4 protein-coding genes are annotated in these 5,053 nt (G+C 50.9%); 2 read left to right on the top strand and 2 right to left on the bottom strand.

All coding sequences use genetic code 11. From position 1 onward, the window contains the following. Nucleotides 1-2,328, bottom strand: a 2,328-nt coding sequence (locus AAF564_25905; GenBank protein MEM8489007.1) for a lamin tail domain-containing protein, incomplete at its 3' end; no start/stop codon positions are given. Nucleotides 2,329-2,576: 248 nt separating this feature from the next. Beyond that, nucleotides 2,577-2,867, bottom strand: coding sequence for a hypothetical protein (locus tag AAF564_25900; GenBank protein MEM8489006.1), 291 nt, complete (start codon nucleotides 2,865-2,867; stop codon nucleotides 2,577-2,579). A gap of 293 nt (nucleotides 2,868-3,160) precedes the next feature. On the opposite strand from AAF564_25900, the gene AAF564_25895 reads away from it, so the two are divergent. Together AAF564_25895 and AAF564_25890 are read left to right on the top strand one after the other, a co-directional pair. Then, nucleotides 3,161-3,511, top strand: a complete 351-nt coding sequence (locus AAF564_25895; GenBank protein MEM8489005.1) for a hypothetical protein — start codon at nucleotides 3,161-3,163, stop codon at nucleotides 3,509-3,511. A gap of 277 nt (nucleotides 3,512-3,788) precedes the next feature. Further along, a complete protein-coding gene (locus AAF564_25890) occupies nucleotides 3,789-4,961 on the top strand; it encodes a PKD domain-containing protein (protein ID MEM8489004.1) in 1,173 nt (390 codons plus the stop codon). Nucleotides 4,962-5,053: the final 92 nt, after the last annotated feature.

Below are 5,053 nucleotides of genomic sequence, written 5' to 3'. Positions count from 1 at the left end.
GGTATTTTCGAAAGGTGAGACAAAACTATCTCCCTGGATTTCAAAAATCTCAGCAATACCACCAACCACAACAGCACCGTTTTCTGTACCCGGTGTTGGTGCAATCTGATCATAAGATGCGGTATTGCGCTGCCCACCTTCCCCATTAGGGAATCGTGAGTTTGAATGGTTGTCTTTGTCACCATTATCGTCTTCGTTGACCTGTGCCTCTCCAGCATTAAGCAGAATGAGGAGTCCGGCGTCGTCACTGTCATTGGTATCGTACACAATGGCATCAACGAGGTTGTCTGTGGATGCAGGCGTATCGGTAGGGAAGCCGGCGGCATCTCCAACGTAAAGCGCCACAGCATCTGCACCGTTCTGGATCAGGTTGTCATCAGGCGTAACATCAAGATCACAATTAGCAACGTTGGCTGCGTCGCCGCAAAGGACAAAGTACCCTTCAGCATTGGTTGTCTGCCCATCGAGATCAAACGCTTCGTATGACGCATCGTCGCTGCCGTTGAAGAAGACAAGGACAAGACCGCTCAGGTCGGTATTGCCTGTGCCACCATCATACAGCTCCACAAATTCAGCATCATCTGTGCTCGTCTGGTCAGCATCCACTTCGTTGATCACGATATCAACATCTGGCGGCGGCAGCATATTTACCGTGCCGGGTGTGGGTGGCAGCTGCTGATAGGTGCTGGTGTTACGTGCACCGCCGGCGCCATTAGGAATACGCTGGCTGGACTCAAAGTCTTTGTTGCCGTTGGCGTCTTCGTCTACTTGCGCCTCACCGGCATTGAGCAGCACGAGCAAGCCGGCATCGTCACTGTCGTCCGTCCCGTACACCAGGGCATCAATCAAATTGTCCGTTGTGACCGGCGTATCGTTAGGAAAATCTGCAGCGTCTCCGCCATACAAAGCAGCTGCATCCGCGCCGTTCTGAATCAGGTTGTCCGGATCGTTGACATCAAAGTCACAGTTTGGCACGTTGTCCGCTTCATTACAGAGTACAAAATACCCGTCTGCATCGGTAGAAAATCCATCCAGGTCAAAAGACTCATAAGATGCATCGTCGCTGCCATTAAAAAGAACAAGGACCAGACCGGTCAAATCCGTATTGCCTTCACCACCATCAAACAGCTCAACAAACTCAGCGGTATCAGTGCCATCCTGGTCGGCATCTAATTCATTGATTACTACATCAGGCAATGGCTCTCCGCCATTTATTGTACCTGGTGTTGGCTCCAGTTGCGCGTAGGTACTGGTGTTTCTCGCACCACCCGCTCCGTTAGGGATGCGCTGGCTCGATTCAAAGTCTTTGTTGCCGTTGGCGTCTTCGTTGACCTGCGGCTCACCAGGGTTGAGTAGCACCAGCAGGCCGGCGTCATCACCATCACTTGTATCGTATACGATCGCATCGATGAGGTCATCCGTGGTAACAGGTGTGCCATCACCAAAACTTGTGGCATCACCTACGTAAAGCGCAATGGCATCCGCGCCGTTCTGAATCAGGTTATCTGGATCATTGACGTCAAAGTCACAATTGGGCACATTGTCCGCTTCGTTACAGAGGACAAAGTACCCTTCTGCATCCGTAGAAAATCCATCCAGATCAAAAGCTTCATATGCCTGGTCGTTGCTCCCGTTAAAAAAGACAAGTGCAAGGCCGCTGAGGTCAGTATTGCCGCTACCGCCATCAAAAAGCTCTACAAACTCAGCCGTATCGGTGCCATCCTGATCTGCGTCAACTTCATTAATGACAACGTTGGGTGTGCTGTCACCGTCGAAGACCTGGTTGGTATTGGCGGCACCAAATGTGTTTGCAGCCGCAGCTTCCCAGGTAAAATCTTCGTAGGTCGTGCCTGAACCGCCTAGCTGTAGCGATTCACCAATCGGCGTTGTGCTCGACTCTTCCACACCAATGTCGGTACTCGTCAGGCCGTCAGCAACGCCGCTGCCAGCAGTGAATGTCCCTTCATAACTCAGGAATTGGACAACATTGGTCCCGTCGAACAGAACAATTCCGTCTGGTGAACCATTCTGGATGCCGGCAATGGCAATATCAACCACACCAAAACCGCTACCCAGATCAGGAATTACATCGGTGAGTGCAACAGTATTGTATACATTAAGCTGCGTGGCAGAGCCATTATAGAGAACGATACTCCAGCCGCTGAGATCTGTACCTGCAGGGCCGGCTATTTCAACCGCCTCCCCTTCGTCTGTACCATCATTGTCGTAGTGGATTTCATTTATAAATACGGTGGTCTGGGCATGGGTAATTTGTGCGGATACAAAAAACGCCAGACACAGACATATTGTCTGTAACAATCGGTTCATGGGTTCCCTGAGATGAAACGTAAGATGTAAGGATCATGGATGTGCAATCATCCAGGGGAGCATAGAGAGGCAAGAAGAAGATAGCACATAGAATTCGCGCTATAATTATCCGATTGTAAACAATTAAGCGTTTTCTTTGCGCCAAATGTATAGGCCATCAACACCTGGCACAGGGAGGCGTGTTCTGCTACCGGTCATAATACTGCTCACCAGCTTGTTGTCTCGCCTTCAGTATGGTATAACCGGACTCATTCGAACAAGGAGTCATCGAGCATGCGATGGGGCTCTTGCAGCATCCAATGCAAAAAGCCGCACTCCGAGCAGACAAGCGTGTGGACTTTTTTGTAATCCAGTCCAAGCATGGCAGACTTTACGGTAGTATTTACCTGGGCTACTCCTTCGATAAAGCGGTTGTTCTTACAGTGGGTACAAGAAATCTCGAGGCCGGCCAGCATGTACTTGGCGGGATGCAGCGGCTTCCCCACATCTTCTTTTGATTTGTTGTGTCTACGTAGACGAGAGAAAAAATCCTGGCCCATTTCTTTGTTGTTTTACGCTAAAAAATAAGCAACTGCTTTGTAGCATAAGCACGCATAATATCTGCAAATGTTACAAAAGTGCTGCAACAAACAGTAACCAAAGGCGGTCTAAAGCACACCAAGTGATGCGCCTCCCGAAAAATATCTTCAAATGTCACGAAAGTGTGGCACGATATTTTATCTGTTTTTTGTCATCGACTGCCTCCCCGATGCCATTTAAACCTCTTAGCACCACAATGCACATTTTACTATCCCATTTTCTGGCACCAGGGAGCGCATCAACCCCTTACACCATGCTTAAATTGCAAGGTCAGCGTATGCCAGCATCGGTATCCCAAAATGAGACCGTGTCGTCCCTCCCCCCTTCGCCAAACCATACCATCAAACTAATCAGAAGTATGGAAACTGACCGCATTGCAATCTATGATCCGGGCGTAGGTACGTACCTTGCTATGTCAACTGCAGAAGGCGTTCGGCACGCCGGCCTTTCACGGCAACAGGCTGAAGATTGGGTCAACGCCCAACTCGTCATTCTGGAAAACAAATTGAATTTGTCGAGCCTCGCCATGATTGGCTTGATGATTGTTTCTTCCTGGGCAGTTGCCGTTGGTAGCGTCTGGGGTGTATGGCAGTTGTTGGGGTAGTCACCTATCAGGCGTCCCGTGTTCCAAAATATGCCATCCATTGGCAAGGCCCTCCGCCGCAAATGTGTTCCATGTCTGGTGGACTGACCAGGATACCGCGTAGCCCCTCAGCGGACCAGTGGAAGTAGTCCCGCCGGTTTATATATATTTCTGATCGATGAAAAAGATGATGCCCATCAGGGCTCTTCTGTGCTTGTTTATTGCCCTTTGTTTACCTGGCTTTACCCCAGTTCAGGCCCAAGATACACCACCGGAGTTATTTTCCGGGGAACGGCGCGTGTTCGTAGCAAACGGATATTCAACAACGCGAAACTGGCCGTCTGTGCTACAGCGCAAGCTCAACCGCTACTTCAATAACACTCAGGTCATTGAAGTTATTAACACCTATGAAAGTGGCACACCGATCGCCAAATGGATCGACCTCGATGCCCAGGCACGCGACAATAAGTGGAGAAAAACGCTGCAGCCGGCATTGGCCAGCGAACCTGATTTCCCTGTAATCCTGCTCGCCCAGCAATCTTTGCAGTGGGTCTTTGGGGAGGACCGTCTTGAAGGCATTACCAGCTCTACCGACCAGCGACGCATCGACCAGGGAGCAGATGCCATCGCGCTGTATAATCAGTTTGCCCAGGAAGATGGTGCCGACCTCGTTTTCATGGCCACCCATATCTACAAAAAGGTACAGGAGCCACAAATCGAAAATGAAAAATACGCGCTCGAAGAAGCCCTTGGCCGTAATTTGCCCAACTTCTATGAAGGGCCCGATGTGTGGACGCCTACCTTTGAAAACTTCGCTGTCGCATTTGCACGCGATGAAATTCATCCTGGCCCCATTGGCGATGAAATTATCGCTCACTTCTGGATGAGACGGCTCCTGGAATTTGATGGCAAAACGTTGCCGGGATGGAGCCGGCGCGAAATGGAAGACGCCATCATGAACGGCGGCGGAGATCTCAGCGATAATAAAGTGCCAAACGCCGACATTCAAGCTTCGGCAACCTCCGGCTTTGCCCCGTTCACCGTCACCCTCGACGCATCAGCCTCTGTTGATGAAGACGGCGTACTTGTGGCCTATGACTGGTCGTTTCCCGATGGGACAAACGATGCTGGCGAAATTGTCTCCAAAACCTTCAACACACCCGGGGAATACGTAATTTCGCTACTCGTAGTTGATGAACGCGGCGATTCAGATACAGCAACCATTACTATTTCTGTTGCGGATGGCAGTTCTGCCGTCTACGGCGATGCAACAGGCGACGGTACCCTATCTGCCCGCGACGCCTCCGAGGTGCTCACCCACGTGGTAGGCCTCGCAGTGCTCGACGGCACCAATGCCACCCTTGCCGACGTGTCCGGCAACGGCAGCATCAGCTCCCTCGACGCAGCCCTGATTCTACAGCGCACAGTCGGACTCATCAACTGTTTCCCCGTAGAACCAGGATGTGATTAAGGGTTTTCGGGTTTTCGGGTTTTCGGGTTTTCGGGTTTTCGGGTTTTCGGGTTTTCGGGTTTTCGGGTTTTCGGGTTTTCGGGTTTTCGGGT

This window comes from Bacteroidota bacterium, from assembly GCA_039111535.1.
Lineage (GTDB): Bacteria > Bacteroidota > Rhodothermia > Rhodothermales > JAHQVL01 > JBCCIM01.
This window is presented reverse-complemented; position numbering and strand designations above follow the sequence as displayed.